Annotated in this window: 17 protein-coding genes; 9 read left to right on the top strand and 8 right to left on the bottom strand. The window is 67.6% G+C overall.

Annotated elements, in window-relative coordinates; genetic code table 11:
- Positions 1–78: 78 nt before the first annotated feature.
- The 3 genes from ABEA24_RS46745 to ABEA24_RS46755 all read left to right on the top strand — a co-directional run bounded on the left by ABEA24_RS46745 (position 79) and on the right by ABEA24_RS46755 (position 2,626).
- On the top strand, positions 79–1,425 hold the full coding sequence (locus tag ABEA24_RS46745) for an HD-GYP domain-containing protein (RefSeq protein WP_345441467.1): 1,347 nt from the start codon (positions 79–81) through the stop codon (positions 1,423–1,425).
- Positions 1,426–1,517: 92 nt separating this feature from the next.
- The gene (locus ABEA24_RS46750; RefSeq protein ID WP_345441470.1) at positions 1,518–1,997 is read left to right on the top strand and encodes an SgcJ/EcaC family oxidoreductase; all 480 of its coding nucleotides are present in this window, start codon (positions 1,518–1,520) and stop codon (positions 1,995–1,997) included.
- A gap of 14 nt (positions 1,998–2,011) precedes the next feature.
- Positions 2,012–2,626, top strand: a complete 615-nt coding sequence (locus tag ABEA24_RS46755; RefSeq protein ID WP_345441473.1) for an NAD(P)-dependent oxidoreductase — start codon at positions 2,012–2,014, stop codon at positions 2,624–2,626.
- Between the two features lie 221 nt (positions 2,627–2,847).
- On the opposite strand, the gene ABEA24_RS46760 is transcribed toward ABEA24_RS46755, so the two are convergent.
- From ABEA24_RS46760 to ABEA24_RS46770, 3 genes are all read right to left on the bottom strand, one after another.
- A complete protein-coding gene (locus tag ABEA24_RS46760; RefSeq protein ID WP_345441476.1) occupies positions 2,848–3,276 on the bottom strand; it encodes an Ohr family peroxiredoxin in 429 nt (142 codons plus the stop codon).
- 128 nt (positions 3,277–3,404) lie between these two features.
- Positions 3,405–4,625 (bottom strand): YbfB/YjiJ family MFS transporter, encoded by a 1,221-nt coding sequence (locus tag ABEA24_RS46765; RefSeq protein ID WP_345441479.1) that lies wholly within the window; start codon positions 4,623–4,625, stop codon positions 3,405–3,407.
- A 164-nt stretch (positions 4,626–4,789) separates the two neighbouring features.
- The gene (locus tag ABEA24_RS46770; protein ID WP_345441482.1) at positions 4,790–5,089 is read right to left on the bottom strand and encodes a muconolactone Delta-isomerase family protein; all 300 of its coding nucleotides are present in this window, start codon (positions 5,087–5,089) and stop codon (positions 4,790–4,792) included.
- 158 nt (positions 5,090–5,247) lie between these two features.
- On the opposite strand from ABEA24_RS46770, the gene ABEA24_RS46775 reads away from it, so the two are divergent.
- Positions 5,248–6,162 carry a LysR family transcriptional regulator gene (locus ABEA24_RS46775; RefSeq protein ID WP_345441485.1) on the top strand — a complete coding sequence of 305 codons (915 nt, stop codon included), beginning with the start codon at positions 5,248–5,250 and terminating at the stop codon, positions 6,160–6,162.
- A gap of 8 nt (positions 6,163–6,170) precedes the next feature.
- Here ABEA24_RS46775 and ABEA24_RS46780 read toward each other — a convergent pair whose 3' ends face one another.
- Complete coding sequence (locus tag ABEA24_RS46780; RefSeq protein WP_345441488.1) at positions 6,171–7,199, bottom strand: alpha/beta fold hydrolase; 1,029 nt, start codon at positions 7,197–7,199, stop codon at positions 6,171–6,173.
- A gap of 177 nt (positions 7,200–7,376) precedes the next feature.
- Here ABEA24_RS46780 and ABEA24_RS46785 point away from each other — a divergent pair, with 177 nt between their 5' ends.
- Positions 7,377–7,946, top strand: a complete 570-nt coding sequence (locus ABEA24_RS46785) for a CGNR zinc finger domain-containing protein (RefSeq protein WP_345441491.1) — start codon at positions 7,377–7,379, stop codon at positions 7,944–7,946.
- A gap of 150 nt (positions 7,947–8,096) precedes the next feature.
- Here ABEA24_RS46785 and ABEA24_RS46790 read toward each other — a convergent pair whose 3' ends face one another.
- Positions 8,097–8,678, bottom strand: a complete 582-nt coding sequence (locus ABEA24_RS46790) for a TIGR03086 family metal-binding protein (protein WP_345441494.1) — start codon at positions 8,676–8,678, stop codon at positions 8,097–8,099.
- Positions 8,679–8,763: 85 nt separating this feature from the next.
- Here ABEA24_RS46790 and ABEA24_RS46795 point away from each other — a divergent pair, with 85 nt between their 5' ends.
- Positions 8,764–9,441, top strand: coding sequence for a TetR/AcrR family transcriptional regulator (locus ABEA24_RS46795; RefSeq protein WP_345441497.1), 678 nt, complete (start codon positions 8,764–8,766; stop codon positions 9,439–9,441).
- 396 nt (positions 9,442–9,837) lie between these two features.
- Here the strand turns inward: ABEA24_RS46795 and ABEA24_RS46800 are convergent, their stop codons facing one another.
- The gene (locus ABEA24_RS46800) at positions 9,838–11,115 is read right to left on the bottom strand and encodes an FAD-dependent monooxygenase (RefSeq protein ID WP_345441500.1); all 1,278 of its coding nucleotides are present in this window, start codon (positions 11,113–11,115) and stop codon (positions 9,838–9,840) included.
- A gap of 76 nt (positions 11,116–11,191) precedes the next feature.
- On the opposite strand from ABEA24_RS46800, the gene ABEA24_RS46805 reads away from it, so the two are divergent.
- Complete coding sequence (locus tag ABEA24_RS46805; protein WP_345441503.1) at positions 11,192–11,755, top strand: TetR/AcrR family transcriptional regulator; 564 nt, start codon at positions 11,192–11,194, stop codon at positions 11,753–11,755.
- A 104-nt stretch (positions 11,756–11,859) separates the two neighbouring features.
- Here ABEA24_RS46805 and ABEA24_RS46810 read toward each other — a convergent pair whose 3' ends face one another.
- A complete protein-coding gene (locus ABEA24_RS46810) occupies positions 11,860–12,480 on the bottom strand; it encodes a class I SAM-dependent methyltransferase (protein ID WP_345441506.1) in 621 nt (206 codons plus the stop codon).
- A gap of 70 nt (positions 12,481–12,550) precedes the next feature.
- On the opposite strand from ABEA24_RS46810, the gene ABEA24_RS46815 reads away from it, so the two are divergent.
- Positions 12,551–12,988, top strand: a complete 438-nt coding sequence (locus ABEA24_RS46815; RefSeq protein WP_345441509.1) for a MerR family transcriptional regulator — start codon at positions 12,551–12,553, stop codon at positions 12,986–12,988.
- 1,903 nt (positions 12,989–14,891) lie between these two features.
- Here the strand turns inward: ABEA24_RS46815 and ABEA24_RS46820 are convergent.
- Complete coding sequence (locus ABEA24_RS46820) at positions 14,892–16,370, bottom strand: pentapeptide repeat-containing protein (protein WP_345441512.1); 1,479 nt, start codon at positions 16,368–16,370, stop codon at positions 14,892–14,894.
- A 2,278-nt stretch (positions 16,371–18,648) separates the two neighbouring features.
- Here ABEA24_RS46820 and ABEA24_RS46825 point away from each other — a divergent pair.
- Entirely contained in the window at positions 18,649–20,112 is a 1,464-nt protein-coding gene (locus ABEA24_RS46825; RefSeq protein WP_345441515.1) for an RNA-directed DNA polymerase, read from the top strand.
- Positions 20,113–20,968: the final 856 nt, after the last annotated feature.

Below are 20,968 nucleotides of genomic sequence, written 5' to 3' on the forward strand. Positions count from 1 at the left end.
GGCGCGTTACAGGAGGATGCCCGCGCGGCCTCTCGCGGACGATCACGATCTGTGACAGAGTGACTACGGTCGTCCCCCATGGAGGTCGCGATGCGCGGACTGCCGCTTGCCGCCCGGGCCTATGCCGGCGGCGTCATCGCCCTGGCGTTCGGCGTCATCGCCACGTCCTCGTTAACGGGCCTGTGCTGGCCCAGGCTCGCCATCCTCGCCGTGTTGTTCCTGGTCACCGAGTCGTCGGCGGCGACCCTGACGATCAAACGCGCCCGCGTGTCGATGAGCTTCGCGACGGGCCTGGCCGCCGTGGTGCTGGCCGGCCCGGTCGGCGCGACGCTGATCGGCGCCACCGCGATGCTCACCGGCCGGCGCGACATCGGCCTGGTCAAACGGCTCTTCAACGCCGCCCAGTACGCCCTGAGCGGGTACGCGGCGGGCGCGGTCTTCCAGTGGCTCGGCGGCCACCCCTACCGCTGGGGCGAGGCCGACTGGACCCGGCACGTCCTCGGCCCGTTCGTCGGCGCCCTCGTCACGTTCGTCACCATGAACCTCGCGCTGATGGCCGCCGTCCTGCTCATCAGCCGCCAGGCGACCTGGCGGGAGGTGCTGACGACCGGACGCCTGGTCGCCCCCGGATGCCTCGCGTTCGGGATGATCGGGCTGCTGATCGCGGGCATCTGGCCGGCGGCCGGCGGCATGTCCGCCGTCCTCGTGCTGATGCCGCTGTTCACCGCCCGGTGGGCGTTCACGCAGATCGCCGCCCAGCAGCGGGCGCAGGCGGCCACCGTCGCCGCGCTCTGCCAGGCGGTCGAGACCAAGGACTACTACACGCGCGGCCACAGCGAGCGCGTCGCCTACGGGTCGGTGATGATCGCCCGGCAGATCGGCATGCGGACGGACCGGATCGATCGGATCCGCTACGCCGGCATGCTGCACGACGTGGGCAAGCTGGGCGTGCCGACCAAGGTGCTCCAGAAGCCCGGCCGGCTCACCGAGGAGGAGACCGCGGCCGTCCAGCTGCACCCCATGCGCGGCGAGGAGATCGTGCGTGGCATCGACTTCCTCGACGAGGCGCTGGGCGGCATCATGCACCACCACGAGCGGCTCGACGGCACCGGATACCCCATGGGCCTGGCCGGTGAGGAGATCCCCGAGTTCGCGCGCATCATCGCGGTCGCCGACACCTTCGACGCGATGACCTCGTCCCGCTCGTACCGTCCCGGCATGCCGATCCAGAGCGCGATCGAAGAGCTCCGGCGCGGCGCCGGCACCCAGTTCGACCCCGCGCTCGTCGACGCCTTCCTCACCGCCCTGGACCGTGAGGGCTGGGTGAAGGCAGAGCTCGTGCTGCCGCCCGAAGGCGACGAGGTGGAGACCACCCAGCGGGACCACGACGACCCGTCCACCCCGATCGAGCTGACCGGGGCGTAGACAGAACCCGCCGTTGACACGTGATCACTCGACTCCTAATATCTTCTTCAGTGCAGATACTTCCTCAGGGAAGATATTCAGGAGGTCTTGTCATGAACACCACCGTCACCAGCGCCGACCCCACCCGCGCGAACACCCAGGCCGATCTCGTCGCCATCCGCACCCTGCTCGAGCAGAGCCAGGACGTCTGGAACCGCGGCGACGGCGCCGCGTACGGCGAACTGTTCGCCGACGACGCCACGGACGTCACCTACGTCGGCACCGTCTACCACGGCGGACTCGAGATCGGCCGCGCCCACCAGGCCCTGTTCGACAGCTTCCTCAAGGGCAGCCGGCTCGCCATCGAGATCGTCGACATCCGCTTCCACGGCGCCGACACGGCCGTCGTCGTCACCCGTGGCGACGTCCACAAGGGGAAGCCGAAGAAGCTCGGCAAGATCGCCACCTACACGGTCGTTCGTCGAGGCGACGGCCGCTGGCGGATCGCCGCCGTCCAGAAGACCCAGCACAAGGGGCTGATGGAGGCCATCTCGTTCAGGTTCCAGCCCGCCACCAAGCCCGCCGCCGGCTGAGGAGAACGACCCCCATGGCCTCCATCGCCGTCATCGGCGCGACCGGCCGCACCGGGCGGATCATCGTCGACCAGGCCCTGACCCTCGGGCACCAGGTCACCGCGATCGCCCGGCGGCCCGTCGCCCGTCCGCGCCTCACCGTGGTCACCGCCGACGTCCAGACACCCGGATCACTCCACGGAACGCTCGACGACCACGACGTCGTCATCTCCGCGGTCGGCGCCGCCGGACGCGGACCGACCACCGTCTACTCGGCCGGCACCAGCGAGATCATCTCGGCCATGAAGCCCGGCCGGCGCCTCATCGTCATCTCCTCGGCCGGACTCGGCACGCCGGCCGACGCCGGAGCCACCACCCGGCTGCTGGCCCGCGGCCTGCACCGCCTCATGCGCCACACCTACGCCGACATGACCCGGATGGAGGAACTCCTGGCCGACACCGAGCTGGCCTGGACCGCCGTACGCCCGACCCGGCTGACCGACCGGCCCGCCGGCGGACGCCCCCGCACGTCCATCGGCGCGACCGGCCGCGTCGGCGCCCAGACCTCCCGCGCCGACCTGGCCGCCGTCATCCTCGACCTGATCGACGACCCCCGCACCCATCGCACCGCGGTCGCCGTCTTCTCCTGAACCGCGGGGTCGTCGCCCCTCCCCGGCGGCCTGACGAGGCACCCGCCGCCGGGCGCGCGATCAGAAGATCTCGGCGAAGCAGCCGAGTGTGACGGCGACCGCGATCAGCGTCACCGACATCGCCATGAGCGCTCTGGAAATCCGCATCGTGATCCTCCTTCGTGGACGAGCCGCCCGCCGGGCGTCGCGTGCCTTCGCCGGGCAGGGCCGGACGGTCGGGGTCAGGCGACGACGGTCGCCTCGATGGCGACCGGGATGTTGTCGCGGGTGGCCTTGGAGAAGGGACAGAGCCGGTGGGCGTCCGCGCCGAGCGCGTCCGCGGTCCGCTGGTCGACGCCGCTGAGCTCGATACGGAGGACGGCGCCGAGGTCGAACTCGTCGGTGTCGCTGTGGTGCAGGGTGACCTCGGCCGTGACACCCAGCACCTTCGCGGGGACGTGCCGCTGCGCCGCCGCGCGCTTGAGCGCGCCGACGAAGCACGCCGACCATGCCGCGGCGAACAGCTGCTCGGGGTTGGTGCCGCCGCCGGCCCCGCCGAACTCCTTGGGAACGGCGAGCGTGACGTCGAGGAGGCCGTCGGAGGCCGACGCGCGGCCTCCGCTACGGCCCTCTCGGGTCGCGGTGACGACGGCGGTGTAGCTGGAAGCCATGGCGATGCCCTTCGTGTACGAACGTGCCCGAGAGCCGGGAACGCGTCATCGGTTTAACCGATGACGAGATTCGCATCGACAAGCGTCATCTGTCAAGCCGATGACGCGTCCGCGTCACGGGGGAACGATCAGTCGGCTGCGGCCGAAGGGCTCGGCGCGGGCATGCGGTGCGGGAATCCCAACCGAAGGACGGCGGCCGCGATCGCGGAGGCCAGGACCACGGCGGCGGCCAGGACCAAGGCCTGGTGGTAGCCGTGGTGGAGCAGAGGAGCGACGACCAGCGGCCCGAGGATCTGGCCGACGGAGTACCCGGCGGTCAACAGCGCGACCGAGCGGGGGAACTGCAGGTGGGCGCCTGTGGCGAGCGCGATGGTGCTGACGCCGAGGAACGTGGCGCCGAAGAGCAGTGCCGAGATCAGCGCCGCGGCCACCCCGCCGACCAGGGCGGGCAGAGCGATGCCGATGGCCTGCACGACCAGCGCGGCCAGCAGGAGGTCGGGGCGGGACCAGCGCCGGGCCGACCGCGCCCACAGCGGGCAGGAGGGGATGGCCGCCGCTCCGACCAGCACCCAGGCGCCGCTGCCGATCCACCCCGGGGAACTCTGCTCGATGGCGGCGACCAGGAACGTCCCGGCGATGATGTAGCCGATGCCCTCGAGCGTGTACGACGCGAACAGCGCGGTGAACCAGCGGTGCGTGCGCGGCGCCGCCGCCTGTTCTCGTACCGGGGACGCCGTGGTCAGGGGTGCCGGTTCGGGGCGCAGGTTCCATGAGGCGGCGGCGAACAGCGCGGCCAGCGCGGCGGACGCCCACCAGGCCGCCTGCCAATCGGCGACCGAGCGCAGGAGCAGGACCAGGAGGCCGGACAAGGCGATGCCGGCGCCGACGCCGCCGAAGGCCCAGCCGGGCAGATGAGCGGGGTGGTCGCGCAGTCGGCCGAGCAGTGAACCGACGGCGATGACGAAGATCAATGCGCTGGCCACGCCGGCGCACAGCCGAAGCGCCAGCCACAGCGCCGTGGTGTGCGTCAACGGCATCGCGGCGAGGGTCACCGTCAGTACCAGCAGGGAACCGCGCAGGACGGCCGAAGATCGCATCAGCCGCGGCAGGAAGATGCCGGCGAGGGCTCCGGCCAGGTAGCCGACGTAGTTGGCGGTGGCCAGATCCGCGCCGCTCCCGGCCGACAGGCCGACCTGGGCGTGCATCAGGGGAAGGATCGGGGTGTAGACGAAGCGGCCGACACCCATTCCGGCCGCCAGGGCGGCGGCGGCCTGGATGACGTGGATCCAGGCCGAGCGGTGCGCGGCACCGGATCTGGTGGTGCGGTGCAGCAGGGACGATGGGGTCACGGTGTTCCTCGAGAGGGCGAGTCCGTACAAGAAGCCGGGCGACTTCCTCGCCGTACCCCGGGAAGCCGGGGGGCTCTTGGTCGTGCATGGGAGGCCGGGCGGCTCTCTGCCGTACCGCGGGAAACCGGGCGGCTCCTCGCCGTACGGAGACAAGGGCGTGCCGGTCAGGCGGCGTCGCGCGTGCCCGGGTCGTTGGGATGGGGTTCCACGGGCGTGACCGCGAGCGTCATCCACGAGCGCAGGGGCAGGGTTCCGAGGACCTTCTCGTGCAGGTCGGCCTCGTCGTCGGCGCGCCACAGGCCGATGCTGCGCAGTTCCCCGACCGGACGCCACAGCCGGGTCAGGTGGCCGGTGGCGGCGAGTTCCGCGGCCCGTACGGCTTCGGCGGCGCGGCGGCGCTCGACCTCGGCCGGATCGGTGCCGTCGGGGACGGTCGTGGTGATCTCTACCAGAAACTCCTTCATGGCGATTCCTCGATGCTCGGCGCCGGGCATCCGGGGTGATGCCGGATGCGCTGGGGGATTCCCCCGGGCTCCAGCGTGCGCCCGCCACCAGGGCCGACGCCACGACCGGCTTCCTCCCTGCTGGTAGGCGCGGCCTATCACGCGCGTAGCATTCGGGCGTGGAGCTGCGCCAGTTGCGGTACTTCCTCGCGGTCGCCGAGGAGCTGAACTTCGGACGGGCCGCCGAGCGGCTCCTGATCGCCGGGCCTTCTCTGTCGCAGCAGATCAAGGCGCTCGAACGCGACCTCGGGGTACGGCTGTTCGATCGCGACCGCCGCTCGGTCGCCCTCACGCCGGCCGGCGCCGCGCTCCTGCCGCACACTCGCGAGCTGCTGGAACGGGCCGACGACCTCCAGCGGCGTGCGGCCCGGCTCTCCGGTTCCGAGCCCGTACGGCTCGGCTACGTCAACTGGGTGCCCGCGGACCTGACCGCCCGGACGTCCGCGGTGGCTCGGCTCCACATCGACGCCTGGATCGCGCCCTCTCACGCCCAGGCCGCCCGGGTCGCCGACGGCAGCCTCGACCTCGCGGTGTGCTGGGTGCGGACGACGGACCTCGATCGACACGGCCTGCAGGCTCGGCTGCTCGGCGCCGACCGGCTCTACGCCGTCTCCACCGGAGACGACACCGGCGACGTCGAGGCCCGCGACACCGCCGTCCTCCTCGACGACGACACCACGTCCTGGGAGTCCTGGAACCTCTTCGCCGAGCGACTCGCCCATGACACCGGCGCCCGGGCGGTGCGCATCTCCGACGGCGGCGTCACCGGCCCGGCCTTCTTCGACCACGTCCGCCGCAGCCGGCGCCCGATCGTCAACTGCCCCAAAGGGCAGACCACCCCGCTGCCGCCGGACCTCGTCCAGCGCCCGGTGATCGCCCCGAAGGTCTACTGGACCTGGTCGCTCGTCTGGCGCCGTACGGAGGTCCGCTCCGCCGTGCTCGCGGCCGCGGACGCTCTCACCGACGGCGTCGGCGACCTCGGCATCCATGAGCCGGACGCCTGGCTACCCGACGGCGACCCCTACAAGCGGTAGGCGGCCCCCTAGAGATTGTCGGCTTCGACGACGGCGTCGGCGAATGCCCGGGGTGCCTCCTGCGGCACGTTGTGACCGACGCCCTTCAGCGTCCGGTGCGCGTACTTCCCGGAGAACTTGCCGCGGTACGACGTGCCGTCGCCGGGAGGTGTGAAGGGGTCCAGCTCACCGTCGAGGGTGACCGTCGGCACCGCGATGACGGGACCTGCGGCGAGTCGTTTCTCGAGACGGTCGTATCGCGGGTCGCCCTCGGCCAGGCCCAGACGCCATCGGTAGTTGTGGATCACGATGTCGACGTAATCGGGGTTGGTGAAGGCCGCCGCGGTCCGGTCGAACGTGGCGTCGTCGAAGTCCCAGGTCGGGGACACGTTCTTCCAGATGAGCCTGGTGAAGTCGTGCCGGTTCTGCTCGAGGCCGAGCCGGCCTCGTTCCGTGGCGAAGTAGTACTGGTACCACCAGGCCCATTCGGCCGCGGGCGGCAGCGGAAGCTTGTTCTTCTCCCGGTTGGTGATCAGGTAGCCGGTCACGGAGACCAGCGCCTTACAGCGTTCCGGCCAGAGTGCGGCGATGATGTCGGCCGTCCGCGACCCCCAGTCGAAACCGGCGAGGAGCGCTTTGTCGATCTTGAGCGCGTCCATCAGGGCGATGATGTCGAGCGCGATCACCGACTGTTGGGCGTTCCGGAACGTCTTGCTCGAGAGGAAGCGCGTCGTGCCATGGCCGCGCAGATACGGAACGATCACCCGGTAGCCCTCCGCCGCCAGCAGTGGCGCGACGTCGACATAACTGTGGATGTCGTACGGCCAGCCGTGCAGAAGAACGACCGCGGGACCGTCGGCGGGGCCGGACTCGGCGTATCCGATGTTCAGGACGCCAGCCTTGACCTGCTTCAGCGAGTCGAAGGACGTGTGCGCCCCCGGCCTGCCCGTGAGCTTCTTCTGGTCGGGAGTCGCGGCCGAGGTCGCCCTCTCCACGAGGGGCAGTGAGGCCGCGACCGCCGCCCCGGTGAGCAGCTTCGAAAACGTCCGCCTGTCCATGGTCTTCGCCTTTCGGGCACGTGCTCAGCCGGTCGCGCGACTGAGCGAGCGGATGGGCGCCCGATCGCCGAACGCCGGCCAGGAGCGTTCGATGCCGACCGAGGCGACTCGACCGCGTCATCAGTTCAACTGATGACGATCGTTGCACGCCGAATCGTCATCGGTCAAACTGATGACATGGAACACGCCTTCCCCTGCGGCAACCCCGCGCTCGACTTCGTCGGAACGCTGCGCGCCCGGCGCAACGCCACACCACGGGAGATGCTCACGTCGCCGAGAAGCCTGGACGCGTGGTTCCGGGAGTCGGAGATGGTCGACGGCGGCACGAACTCCCGTCCGTCCGACGTCTCGAAGGCGGTGACCCTCCGGGAGGCGATCTACTCGCTCATCGCCGCGAAGCTGGCGAAGGAGGGCTTCGACGAGAGCGCGGTCTCGCTCGTGAACGCCACAGCGCGCACCCCCTGCACGATCCCGCAGCTCGGCCCCGCCGGGCGCCGGATCGAGGCCACCCCGGACCAGGCCCTGTCGTCCATCGCGCGGACGGCGATCGACATCCTCGCCGGGCCGGACGCATCGCTGCTCAGCGAGTGCGGCAGACCCGAGTGCACGCAGGTCTACATCGATCGTTCGCGCGGGTCACGCCGGGAGTGGTGCTCCACCAAGTGCAGGCACATGGTGAACGCCGCCGCCTACCGCGCCCGCAAGAGAGAGGACAGGTCCCGGCCGGCCACCGCACGAGCGCGCTGACCGCGGGCACGTTCGTAGGCCGTCGCCATGGCCGCCGGCCGGAGTCGAACGTCTCCGGTCGGCGACGATCGTCCCATTTCGGTACGGGCTCCGGCATGCGCCGATCAGCGCTCCCGGGCCCGTACCAGCTGTTATTCGCCGCCGTACGGATCAGCGGGTCCACTCCGGGTCGCGGCCGAGGTAGCGCAGCAGCGCGGCGGTGGCGTCGTCGGCCGGGTGCGGGTCGAGGGCCGGCGCGTAGGCGAAGCCGCGGAGCGGCTCGGCGAGGGCCTTGGCCACCGGCAGGAGACGCTCGGACACTTCGGCGCTCAGCGGGGACGGGCGACCGGTCGCCACCGCGATGTCCCAGGCGTGCACGGCGGCGTCCAGGGCGGCGGCACCGACCGCGATCTCGGCCGGCAGCGGCCCCTGCGGCAGCGGCGTCGGGACGGCCTGCGCGTCCGGTGTCACGGTGGCGAAGGCCCGCGCCGAGACGTCCAGGGCGGCCTCGAGCAGGTCCTTCGAGTCGGCGGGAGCGTCGATCGCCGGATCGAACGGGTTCTCCTCGGGCCCGCCGGCGCCGGTGATCGCGGCAGCGTAGGCGCGCTGGTCACCGACCGCGTGCCGCAGCACCTGCGCGACGTTCCACTGCTCGCACGGCGTCTTGGCCGCCCAGTCGGCGTCGGCGACCTCGGCGGATGCGCGCAGCGCGTTGTGGGCCTGCTCGAGCAGCGACCAGGACGTGGCGGTCATGCGAACCTCCGGGTTAATCGGAACGGATCGTTCTGTTCAAAAGACTAGCGGAACAGAACCTTCCGTTCAAGCTAGAATCGAGACCATGGAGACCAAGACCTCTGGCCTGCGAGGCCGCCAAGCCGAGGCCGCCCGCAACGACCAGGCGATCCTCGACGCCGCCCGAGCCGTGTTCATCCGCGACCCTGGGGCGCCGATCTCGGCGGTGGCCGAGGAGGCGGGCGTGGGCGTCGGCGCCCTGTACCGGCGCTACGCCGGCAAGGAAGAACTGCTGCGGACGCTCTGCGAGGACGGCCTGCGCCGGTTCATGGCGATCGCGGAGTCCGCGCCGGCCCGTCACAGCGACCCCTGGGACGCCTTCGCGGCCTTCGTGGGCGAGGTCATCGACTCGGACGTGCACTCGCTGACCGTGCACCTGGCCGGCACGTTCACCCCCACCCCGGAGATGCACCGCCTGGCCGCCGAGGCGTCCTCACTCGCCGCGCAGATCCTCGACCACGCGAAGACCGCCGGCGCGCTGCGGCCGGACGTTGACGCCCGCGACATCCCGATGATCTTCGACCAGATCACCGCGATCCGTCTCGGCGACGCCGGTCGCACCGCGGCCCTGCGCCAGCGCTACCTGACACTGCTCCTGGACGCGTTGCGCGCCGACACGCCGGCCACGCCGCTGCCCGCGTCCCCACCCAGCGACGAGGAACTCGGAGTGCGGTGGCGGCACACGGAGTCATCACGCTCCTCGCAGCACCGGCCCCGCCGATGACGCGCGCCTCGCCGATCTCAGGCCAGGGCGGCGAGCTCGCGCCGGAGCAGACCGCGCTCGTTCTCCCAGCGCCGTACGGCGTGGTGGGGGACGCCTAGAGCTCGGCGAGCGGGGCCAGCGCCGCGGCGGCCGGCCCGCCGGGTTCGGGCCGGTAGTCGATGATCACCTGGCCGTAAGTGCCGTCGATGCGCACAGCGTGGATTCGGTGTGGGTGAGGTAGTCGCGGATCCGGCGGGGTCACGGGACCGGCGCCCGGCAGCCGTACGCCGTCCGCGGGCAGGACCGCGGGCGCTCTGTCCGGCGCGGTCAGCGCGGGCCCGTGTCGATCGACCGGTTCCAACGCCTGCGCCGAGGTCGCGGCCGCGCCGACCGGTTTCGAAGAACGCCACCATCTCGCTACTCCTCACTCCACCCCGAGCCCGCTCCCGAGGCCACCTCCGGGGTCGCCCGCCACGCCGACCCGGCCTGGGTGGGCGATGGCGGGTAGTCGTCGACGGTCATGGAGTTGTAGAGGCGTGCGCTCTTGGTGGTGAGGCGGAGAAGGGCGCGGCTGGGCCCCGCGGGCAGGGCGGAGATCAGGCGGGCGCCCTGGGCAAGTCCCGAGACGCCGAGGCGGGAGGTGGGGATCAGGGTCTTCGCCGCGCTGAGCGCGACCGCGCGGCTGCCGCGCACGTGCTCCGCCATCGCGCGCTCGTAGGCGGGGAAGGCAGCCTCGTGGTCGCCGCCCGCCCGCGCCAGCTCCCCGGCGAGGACGTACGCACCGACGACGGCCAGACTGGTGCTGCCGCCGACGGCCGGGCCGGGGCAGTAGCCCGCGTCGCCGACGAGCGTCACCCTCCCCCGCGACCAGGTGTCCATGCGGAGCTGGGTGATCGAGTCGAAGTAGAACGCCGGGGTGCGGTCGAGCTCGTCCAGCCAGCGGTCCACGTCGGCGTGAAGGCCGGCGAACGCGCCGCGCAGCAGTTCCTTCTGCCGGGGCACGTCGCGGTGGTGGTAGTCGAGTTCGCGCTCGCTCCGGAACAGGAACAGCGCCCGCGCGTCGCCGAGGTGCCGCGCGCCGTACATGCCGGCGGTGCGGCCGACGCCGACGTGGATGAGGAGCTCGCGGTCGAGGCCGGCGGTGTTGGGCAGGGTCAGCACCCCGAGGTAGGCCCCGATGAAGGCGCTGAAGCGGGACTCGTCGCCGAAGACGAGGCGACGTACGTTGGAGTGCAGCCCGTCCGCGCCGACGACGAGGTCGAAACGGCGCGGCGCGGCGTTCTCGAACCGCACCTCTCCGTCGGGCGAGATCGCGGTGATCGAATCGCCGAAGACGTACTCGACGTCGTCGCGCGTGGCGTCGTAGTAGATCTCGCTCAGGTCGTCGCGCATGATTTCGGCGTGCCGGTCGGAGGCGGCGCCGAAGATCTTGGAGAGGTCCACACGGACGGGACGCCGCACGCCCTCCCGGCAGAGGGTCATCCGGTGGGTGCCGGTGGCCCGCTCCTCGACGCGCGGGAGCACGCCCATCTTCTCCGAGATGTCCATCGCGGGCCGGAACAGGTCGACCGCGTGGCCGCCGGTCTTACGCAGAGCCGGCGCGCGCTCGACGACGGTGACGGAGAAGCCGTGCCTGGTGAGCCAGTACGCCAGCACCGGACCGGCGACGCTGGCGCCGGAGATGAGAATCCGCATGAGCATGCCTCCTTACTTAACGATAGGTAAGCATACGCGATTACTTACCTATCGTTAAGTCAGATAGGCTGGCGGCATGCCTCGCCCCTCTGACACCAAGCAGCGGATCCAGGAGGTCGCCCGCGAACTCTTCGCCCAGCAGGGTGTGCAGCGGACCAGCCTGCAGGAGATCGCCGACCGGCTGGGCATCACCAAGCCGGCGCTCTACTACCACTTCTCCTCACGCGAGGAACTGGTCCGCAGCATCGTGCAGCCGATCATCGACGAGGAAGAGGCGTTCCTGGTGGGCCAGGAGGCGCTGGACGAGGTCGACCCCCGCGCCCTGCTGGAGGGCTACTTCGACTTCCACTACCGCCACCGCAAAGAGATCGTGCTCATGCTCAGCGAGCTGACCACGCTGGCCGACCTGGGCCTGATCGACCTCGTGCTGGACTGGCGCCGGCGGCTGGTGAAGCTGCTGCACGGCCCCGAACCCACGCTGGAGCAGGCCACCCGAGCCGTGATCGCCTTCGGCGGCCTCCAGGACTGCACGCTCCAGTTCACCGACGTACCAAAGGACGAGCTCCGCCGGGTGGCCGTGGACGGCGCCTGCGCGACCCTGGGCATCGAGCCGCAGCGCGGGGCCCGGCGAAGGGCGTGACCCCCCGGGTGCGCCGCTCGTCGATCCGCAGGTCGCCGGCGGTTCACTCTCGCAGGACGAGCCCGAGCCCGATGAGTCGAATGTCGGCGGTGTGTTATTTGCCGTCATGACGGCATGCCGGTCGGATTGTTGGCAAGCACACAGGCAACGGGCGGGTCGAGTTCGAGGGTCTCGACCCGGAGCTGGGTGAACCCGGCCTGGGTGAGCAGGTCCTGGAGCTCTCGCGCGGCTCGGACCGTGGTGTCCCGGGTGGCACCCGGGCAGCGGGGCTGGCTGACGAGCGCGATGCGTCCTGCAGGGCGGAGCAGGCGGCGCAGCTCGCGAAGCCGCTCCACCGGCTCGGGCCAGAACCCCACGGAGTTGACGGCGAGGATGGCATCGAGCGGATCACCGAAGCTCGGCAACTGCTCCACGGAGGCGTGAGTGAGGTGCACGCGGTGTGCGCGGACGGCGGCGGCGTTGCGACGGGCGGCCTGCCGGACCATGGCCTGCGAGTGGTCGATGCCGAAGACGTGGCCCCGGGTGGCGCGGCCGGCGAACTCGGCGATGGCGATGCCGGGACCGAACCCGATCTCGAGCACCCGGTCGGTGGGCTGTACGTCCAGCAACGACACCGCCCAGATGTTGCGCTGCCGGTTGGAGGGGCGAAGAGCGAACATCCAGCCGTTCGCCCACCCGACGATGCCCCGGGGGTGATGAGCCTGGCCCACCAAGTATCTGATCACGCGTTGCTTGAGAGATGTCCCTGCTGTCTGCATGATCGCCAGTCAACGACTTCAAGTATGCTTGAAGTCAATGGGTGAGCAGTTGACGATCGGTGAGCTGGCGAGCCGCACGGGTGTCGCCACTTCCGCTCTGCGCTACTGGGAGGAGCTCGGCCTCCTACCGGCGCCGGCCCGGGTCTCAGGCCAACGGCGTTATCCGCCGTCGGCGGTCGGGCTGGTCGGTGTGGTCTTGTTGCTGCGCGATGCGGGCTTCACGTTGCGGGAGGTCAAAGCGTTCATCGCGTCACGTTCGCCGGCCGGCGACGGATGGCGCGAGCTGTACCAACGCAAGCTCGCCGAGCTGGATCAACGGATCGCCCAGGCTCAGGTGGCACGCACCGCCATCGCCCACGGCTTGGCCTGCCCGCATGAGGACATCTTCGAGTGCCCCAACTTCACCGGCGGGGTCGCGGCATTCCTGGCGGGATCTTCTCTCGAAGAGGCTCACGAAGAGATCCATTCGCACTGACCTTGCCGCCGAGACACGCGGCAGCGGTCATCCCGCGCTGTGCCCGTGGACAGCGACGCATAGTGGCCCTCAGCGGCATCCGACTGCACACGACGGAGCCCCGCTCGACCGGCGTTCGCGCTGGTCAGTGGGGCTTTTTTCGTGATCGGACGGGGTGCCCCCGGCAGGATTCGAACCTGCGGCACACGGTTTAGGAATCCACAGGCGACCCGACGGACGGTGGTCATCTGACCTGTGGCTTCCCCTCAGAGTGGCGGGCTGTGGCCGACCTTCATCCCGCGAATATCCCGCACCCAGGAGTCCAGCCTCGGATGGGCGTCGCTTGCTCCTGGGCCGTCAGCTTGGGGAAGTAGCTACCGGTGATGGCTGGCTACCTGCGGCAGGGCTGACCTGGACCTCCCCGAAGACCTTCCCGTGAGTAACCGCACGCGACCGTGATCGTCCGCTCTGACTGAGCACGTAGCGGGCACGGGTCGGCATTGCTGTCGGTAAGCGCCGACTAGTTTCGGGATCATGGCTTGATCACTGTTTCTAGAATCGCGCATGTCCCGCAGTGGCCGATAGACCCGTATGTGTCAGGTGACCGAGACTCACTCGCCCGGCATCGTTAGCTTCCCTCTGAGGGAGACCGCATGTCAGGGAGGTAGCGCATGGCGCGACGGGTGCCCGAATACGAAAAGCGTCGGAACAGCATAATCGGTTTCTTGATCGTGTTCGTGGTGCTGTGCACGATGGCTTGGGATTCCGGAAAGCTCAGTTACTGGGGTCTACCCCTAATGATCTTGGGCGCGTACGAACTGTTACTGGTGCCCACTCGCTGCCGAGCGACAACCACGCGCAAAGGCTCGTGCAGGAACCCTTGCTACGGGCTGCTCCGGGGATGCAGGCATCAGCCGTCGCACGGTCCAGGGAAGAGGGCGGACCTGCTCCGCACCCTCACAGCAGGGCGGTCGCAGGCCATACCCTCACCAGCCGACGGGACAGCGGCCTTAAAAAGCCAGCCCATTCCGGACCCGGACACAGTCACTGTCGAACCCGCGCAACGGCTGGTGATTGCGTTCACCATCCTCGGCGGCATCACTGGCGTCGTGCAGACCGTACTCGCGGCCCTATCCATGCACTGAGCGGCGAACGCATGCTAAAGCCCGCCGGGTCATCCCCTCTGCCGCCCCTACCTTGATCGTGGGTTGCTCGGCCGTCGTAGGGTTCAGGCGCCCACGCCGCACGCCCGTAGGGCATGCCGGAGCAGGCGGCCTGCGCCGGCGCTTGCGCCGCCGCCTTGATCCCACCGCAGCGGGATTCGACAGTCTGATCCGTAGCAAGACTAGAGTCGTCCGGATCCGTCCATAATCATCTTCTGACCAGTGGTGCAGCCTCCTGCGCGTCCACGCCCGTCCAAGGTCATCCAGGGTGTTAGCATGCACGTCGACCCGGAGGGCTCGCCTGCGCGAATAATGACGTCGTAATCGTCTTTACTACCGAGTGTGCGACCAGGGTGGGCCTTCGCGCCGGCTGATCGGCCTGGCCGAGTTGGATAGCCGGTTGTCTCGAATGAGCGGCGGTCGTCAAATACCCGGGGCGATCTTCCCTAGGGTCTCTTCCCAGGTCACGTGTGGTGGGCGGAAGCCGGGTCGAACCCCCGACCTTCTGCTTTTCAGGCGACTTATGTGGATCCTTCGCCACCGCTTCCGGCGTTGCTGGCTGCACTGGCGGTCCCTCGGCGAGCGGGAGTGTCCGCTGTTGTACGTCGCAGTTATCACGCAGTTAGTCACCCATGGCTGGATGCGAGCCCGGGGTGACCCCGTCGGCGGCCTCGGCGTTTCTCAAGCCGAACCATGCTGGGGAATCCGCGATTGGTCGAGCCGTCGAGCGTGGGCGGACCTGTCCGGATGGATTCCGTTCGTCACTGGGCAGCGGTGTCTGGCCTCGTCTGCGAGGGTGGCGTTGAGGGCTGAAGCGTCCACGTGGCTGGGGCGCCCCTCACAACACTTCCAATCCCCATCAAACCCAAAGGCGCAACATCACCTTGTGCGTGTCCGAAGTGGACCTCTCCGGTGATGAAGTAGGCGCGCCTGAAGTCGACCCTGCTGCCGGCGAACTTGGCGCCCCCGAAGTAGACCTTGCCGCCGGCAAACTTGGCGGCCCCGAAGGTAACCCTGCCTCCGGTGAACTTGGCGCCCCTGAAGTTAACCCTGCCGCCGGTGAACTTGGCGCACCCGAAGTCGACCCAGACCCCGGTGAACTCGGCGCCCCCGAAGTTAACCTTGCCGCTGGTGAAGTCGGCGTTCCTGAAGTTGACCTTGCCGCTGGTGAAGTTGGCGTTCCCGAAGTCGACCCTGCCGCCGGTGAACTTGGCGCCCCTGAAGTAGACCTTGCCGCTGGTGAAGTCGGCGTTCCCGAAGTTGACCTTGCCGCTGATGAAGTTGGCGTTCCCGAAGTCGACCCTGCCGCCGGTGAACTTGGCGTTCTCGAAGTCGACCTCGCCGCCGGTGAACTTGGTGCGCCTGAAGTCGACCTCCCCGCCGGTGAACTTGGTACGCCTGAAGTCGACCTCCCCGCCGGTGAACTTGGCGCCCCCGAAGTTGACCACGCCGCCAGTGAAGGTGGTGTCTTGGAAGGAGACTCTGCCGTGTAGGTTCTTGGCGGGGTTGTCGGTGAACACTGCACCGGTGAAATCTCCGCCGTCGAAGGCGACACCGGTGAAGTCGAGGTCGTGGCCTTGCCAGGAGACTTCGGTGCCATCGCGCAGGTGGATGGTGATGACCCGGATGACGGTGTGGCGGACCTCTCGCAGCGACCGGTAGGTGTGGCATGCAGCGGCGTGTTCTTTGACCAGGCCGGGGTCGGCGTCAGCGGGGAGGCCGTCGGGGGCGGGGTCGGGGTCGTAAGGCAAGTGCAGGTATGTGCACAGCACGTCGATGCACGTTTGGCGAAGGGCTCTGGTGGGCGCGTCGTCGGCCAGGCCCGCTAGGGCGTGGACGCCTGCGAGTTGGACGGCAGGAGAGGCAGAGCCGAGTTGGGCGGTAGCCGCAGTGAACCGGTCGGTGTGCAGCTTGGTCGCCTCGCGCAGGTCGGCCTCTTCGGTGAGCCGCTGCTTGCGATAGGAGATGACCAGGGCGACGACTCCAGCGATCCCGGCGACGACTGCGAAGGCCAGCTTCACCAGGTCGAAGAACGTCGAGGACGATAGCCGCTTCTCATGCTGGAAGCCGTGTACGCCTAGTAGGGCGAACCCAGCCCACACCGTGATCGTCAGCACCGTCACCGCGACGGTGAACGTACCTGCTAGCGCCGCCCACACCGGCATCAACCGCGCCGGTCGACGCTGAGCCGAGGTCTTTCGCCGGACAGGAATCAGCCGCTGCAATCGAGGCTCGCTCATGGACGACCAGCCTAGAAAGGATCAAATCGGCGCACATCCGGAATTACCGCAGCGTTGCTGCTGCAGAGGGGCGAGAGACCGCCGTGTCACCGAGGGCCCGGTGTCCTGACCGGTGCGGGTGTCATGACTTTCATCGCAACCTGTCTGCAGCCGCAGCATTCTTGACCTGGGCGAACCCATGTCGGACGTTCGCGTCTGACTACTCTGCCATGCACCCTCAGGAGACGGCACCATCTGATCCGTAGCCGACGGTAGCCCATGCTCGATACGACGTGGTCATGGGCTGACGGTGTCCGATGGGTGGGAACGTGTGTTGCTGGTTGTCGTCGTTGTCGTCACCGTTGTCGTCAGGCGGAGCCGGGCGCGAGGGATCATCGGCGCTATGTATGCCCTCAGCTTGGGAAGTAGATGGAAACCGGCCCTCAGGGCCGCCGACCCGCGGATTCGGTTGCGCGTGAGTGACCCTATTGCCCACCTCACCGTGGCTAATTGCACGCTTACTGCATGTCGCGAAGGCCGCGCGTGGGCGCCTAGACCACTGTCCCGGCTCAGGTAGCTGCCAGCGAGCCGTCCTACCGACGGTGACGGTCGACAAGCACAATAGTGACGTCTTCGGGCAGCCAGCCGTGTCGGCGGTATGCGCGGTGATGGCGGCCCCGGTGCGGGCGCTGTCGAAGCGGTCACGGTCAGCTCCGGGTGGGGTAACCAGCTCTACCAGGCTCTCGACATCGACGTGGACGAGTGCAGTGGAGAGCTGCGGTAGTAGCCCTGGCAGAGGCCGCCTGAGGGTGCCGGGTCCGAGGTGTCAGGACCCTTTTCGCTATACCCCCCCACTCTGACGAGGTCTACTGGCATACTGCGAATCAAGCCGGATCGTAACGGGCAATTGCGGTCCGCGCCACCACCGCAGGACGATGCAACCATCGCAGCCTGGACTGCGATGGGAGTGTGGTAGGTCGGCTGCCGCCACGAACGGCCAGCCAACCAATAACTGAATATAGCCATTCGATTGAAGCGTTCTTTTTGCGCGCCTGAAAATGCGGTCCATCCAGGAGGTCGCATTACTTTTCAGGCATGCGCAAAATGGGCGCTTTTTTGTTTTTGTCGGCCGAAGACCCGACTGAGGAGAGGAGGCGGCCTATGGAGCCGTTGGAGAGTGACGTCGCCAGGGTGGTGCAAACCGCGCTGATGACCTGGTCCGGGACGGCACGCCTGTGCATGGTACTCGCGATGCTCTGGTTCACCGCCGGGACTGCCCAAGTAGACGGACGAGCGGCCCGGACCACGCCTACGACATGGGCCGGAACCGCTCGTCTTTGCGTCGTGCTCCTGTTCGCAGCAGGCGCCGGCGTCATGTTCGTTGCTGGCCTCCGCGCTTTCGGACGGGGATGGTAACAACAGCGAACAGATAACAGAGTACGCACCGGGGCATCTGACCGTGGGGTTTCGGCCTGCACGGTCAGATTTCCCGAGCTTCGGTATGCGCTATGTACCATTCAAGACCGTTCGGAGCAGGCCGAGTGTGGCCGCTTGATGAGCTTGGTGTGGATCTCGGGGCGGCCACCAGTTCTGATCCGAATGCTCGGTGTAACAGGTCCAACCGCGGCGGCCCGCCTCGACGGCGACTCACAGCCGCTTGGCCACCTGCGGACACAGCCGCTCGTTGAGCGCCTCCGGAGCCGTGGTCATCCCTCCGAACCCCACTCCGAAGGGCCGGTCCACCGTTCAGAAAGCGCTGCACTGGTGGTCTACCGTTGGAGGGCCCTGCCGTCTGATCCGTAGCAAGATCGAAGACGCCCACAACCGTCCACAACCGTCCGCCGACCTGCTGCCGGACGACCGCGCCGTCCAGGTCGGTCCACAGCCGTCCAGGGCCGTTGTTAGTTCTCGGTGTCCCCTGCGGGGACGCCCTTCAGGGCTGAAAGTGGGCAGGCGACACCGACCCCTTCAAGATCGGCCGGGGCGCGGTCGGGGCTGAGCTCCACACCCGATGCCAGTTAGTACTGCGATTATGCGCGCCGAGGGCGGAGGCTGGCCAGGACTTTCGAGTCAGCAGAAGTGTTAGCAGCCGCCGTGCGAACGAGAAGCCTGGCATCCGGTGGCGAGCGGACCTGGAGCGCAGGGCCGGCCACGGCCCGAGCACCAGAAGCGGCGCGTCCGCTGATCTCGCAACCACAATGAGGCCAGCGGATACTCGATCTAACGGCAGGAGGCTGCTAAAACGTACGTTGTGGATGGTTCGGGCACTCTAGTCAGTGTGGCCAGCTTGCGGGCTGCCTTGGACGAGGAGTTGGGTGCAGCGCCTCGGCTTCTTCCTCCCAATGCCGTAGCGCCTGCGCTGCTCTCACGTCGCGACAAAGTGGCGGAGTGGGCCCACGCGCAGGTCAGCCGGCCATTCATTCCGTCGGAGCAAGAAATCATCGCTGTGAGCAAGGCACGTCACGGCGTCCGACCAGTTGCTATCTGGGATCTTCCGAGTCGGCTCCTCTATCGCGCTCTGACTAGCCGCCTTGATTCAACGCTGACGCTGCCACCGCGTAGCTCAAAAGCATGGTACGGATTCCAGTGGCAGCCTCTCGACCTTCCTGGCGAATACATCGTGGCTGCTGACATAGCTTCCTGCTACGAACTCATTGACCATGGCCTACTGGCCGAGGAACTTCTGGTTCAGACCGACGACCACGCCGCAGTGGACGCACTTATGGGGCTGCTCAAGGAAGCGAGCGGCCGAACCTACGGTCTGCCTCAGCAGTCGGTTGCCAGCGACGTGCTCGCCGAGGTTTTTCTCGACAAGCTAGAGCGTGCCCTCGTGCGCCGCGGTCTAATTGTCGGCCGGTACAACGATGACTTTCGATTGAACTGCGATTCATGGTCGGACGTGGTTCGGTCCATTGAAACTTTGTCAGAAGAGGCCCGTCGACTTGGACTGATTCTTAACGACTCCAAGACGTTCACGTGGAGTCGCGTGAAATATCAAGCACATCTACAAAAGGTTGAGGATCTAAGGAGGGAAATAGCGGAAGAAGCAGAACTTGATCTCGCGGCCTTCGACGCAGACGAATACGACGGAGGGGAGGGCGCGATAGAACTGGATCAAGATGCCGTCGAACAGCTAACCGCAGCACGAATTCTTGAGCGCTGGTCACGGGTTGCCGGTCGCGGAAAGCTCGCCGTTGCGAGGCGATCAGAGCATCAGGCGCTAATGCAGCTTCTTCCGGTTGCTTTTACTGCGCTAAGCGCGACCGAAAATGAGCCAGACGGCACTTTGGATACAGCTATGCGTCTGCTGCGCTATGAACAAACAACAACTCCTCACGTGTCGCGATATTTGATGAGCCGTAGCAATGATTCTGCCGTTCTATCCGCATTCGACAAGCTGCTGAGGCGGAACGCATACCTAACAGGATGGCAAACGTGGTGGCTACAACAGCCGCTATCACGGCTCGCCTCTTTCAATAGCGGACGGACCGGACAGCGTCGGGTCCAGTGGGTGCGCGATGCGTTCACTAGCGCGCAGCGGTCGCCCGTGCTCCGCGCACAGGCTGCGATGACGCTTGCCCGTCTCGGTTTGATCGATACAGATGAACTGGTTCGAGTTTATGATCGAAGTAGCCCAGTTGTTAGGCCTGTTATTGTCAGCGCTATCGGCTTCCTTAAACCAGCTCAAGCCATCCGGCGCGCCGTGACTGGTGCCAGCCAACTAGATCAATGGGCATTCGACTGGGCCGTGCAGAATGCCTAGCAAGTTTTCACCGTCCAGCGAGCTAGGCGAGGCGGCGCTTACACAGATAGCTATGCGCACTCTAGACCATAAGCTGCTCACTGCACACGATAACACAGCGGACGGAACTTTCGGACGACATGTCATACTCCATAATCAATTGCGACACGAGAACGCTTTGATAGATCTTGTAGCTATCGCCGAGAACTTCACAAGCAGACGCCTTTTGGAATTGCGACCTTCACTCGATGACGGTGACGTCTTCAACTGGGAGAAGCGCCGCAAGGCATGGGATAAACATGCGGGGGTCGATATTACCAAGATCACATCCGACTGGGGGCGGCTGCTTGGATTCATTGAGGCACGCAACGCTCTCCAGCACGGGCTCGGCCGCCTAACCGAAAGGCAGCTGATATCCAGCCATCGAGATAAGATTTTCGCGAGCCTAAAAGCCGCGGAGATAAAGTTGACTGGCGATCGAGTATACATCGACAACGAATCCGTGAGTAACTGTCGCCGCGTCTGCGGAAACTTCGTAATCGCCCTTGATAATGCTGCACAACTAACGTAAGACTTCGGTCGCGACGTGCTGACGCAGAGTCCGCGGGCTTGGAACGACTACCGGCGAATTTGGAGACATGCCGACTCGGAGCGCAGGGCCAACAACAACGCAGCCGGAGGGATTCGGACCTCACCCTTCTGATCCGTAGCCGACGGTAGCGCTCGCCCGATGCGTCGCAAGCCTGGGCTGGCGGTGGCCGGTGATCGAGATCGTGCACCGTTGGTTGTCGTCGTTGTCGTCACGGTTGTTGTCAGACGCTCCAGTGCGGGTCATGGGGCTGCTCCCCACGCCGTACCTGCTAGTCGCACCAGATCA

Origin of the sequence: Actinoallomurus vinaceus, assembly GCF_039542055.1 — a bacterium.
Taxonomy (GTDB): Bacteria; Actinomycetota; Actinomycetes; order Streptosporangiales; family Streptosporangiaceae; genus Actinoallomurus; species Actinoallomurus vinaceus.